The 1,042-nt window shown below is 32.3% G+C and carries 1 protein-coding gene and 1 pseudogene; one reads left to right on the forward strand and one right to left on the reverse strand.

The features are described 5' to 3' along the window. Nucleotides 1-642 (forward strand): annotated as a pseudogene (locus F0310_RS05715) (hypothetical protein); the annotation flags it as partial. A 207-nt stretch (nt 643-849) separates the two neighbouring features. Here the strand turns inward: F0310_RS05715 and F0310_RS05720 are convergent. Continuing rightward, nucleotides 850-1,042: hypothetical protein (locus tag F0310_RS05720; RefSeq protein ID WP_182117994.1), on the reverse strand; the 193-nt coding region annotated here is incomplete at its 5' end.

Raw genomic sequence — 1,042 nt, forward strand, 5'->3', positions numbered from 1 at the left:
GATACTTATACTGATTGTAGTATTTATAGTATTGGATGTTTTAATCAAGGGCATTCTGCAAGGCGTAACTACGCTCTTACTGCACTAGAAAACAATAAACTAGACCAAGAGTATAATAAACTTATCAAGATGCTAAAGAATGCTGTGCCTGGTTATAAAGGAACTATTCTAGAGGATGCAATTTCGGCGTATAAGAAAGCTATAAGGAAGGCTAGCGTGGCCGAATTTAGGATAGAAACAGAAAATGATTATTTAAAAATTAATGAAGAGAAAAGAAAAAAAAACATAGCTAATTTAAAAACAGTCAGAGGTATTCTTCCTGTTATTGAAAAAACTATGGAAATAGCTTGCCTAGCTTATGCTGATGCTTTTGCCTCCTTAGCAGTTTTTTTATCTTCTAGCGAACTTAAAAAAGCTGCTAAGGAGTTTAGCTTTGCTGCTAAGCAATATGCTAATGGAAAAGGATACAATGCTGTTGATATTATTGTAGGGCCTATTTCTGGAATGGCTTATAGTGGATTTGAAGATGAGTTTGATAAAGCAAAGATGTTTGCTAGCAATAAAAAAGGAGATGAGACAGAAAGAATGGTTAGAGCTATTGATAAGTTACGCGATGCTTATAAAAAAGTAAGACTTAAGTAACTTTTAGGCTTTGCTAGCTCTTCTAACTATTTAGAAACACTTTATCTTTATACTTGCTTTATAATAAAAATTTTTTTAGGTTATTAACCTAAATAAAAAAGGAGGTATTAATGTTTATGAGAAGTAATATTTGAATTTTACTTCTCATACCAATATTGTTCGTACCTGCAAGTTTTTTGGAAATAATAGATCAAACAAAGAAGGTACTTATTTGTTTGATCCTGTTAGTAATATTAGTAAGCTAGGATCGGCTACTTCTTCAGGTAAATAAAATAAAAATACAAGTGATGCTACAGATGAAGCTAAAAAGCATGAGAATACATCTGACATGCTTGCTTCTGATGATCCTACTACTTCTAGTGATGGCACAGACAAGCAAGAAACTAAAGGCAAGCTAACC

Origin of the sequence: Borrelia sp. A-FGy1 (assembly GCF_014084025.1) — a bacterium.
GTDB lineage: Bacteria > Spirochaetota > Spirochaetia > Borreliales > Borreliaceae > Borrelia.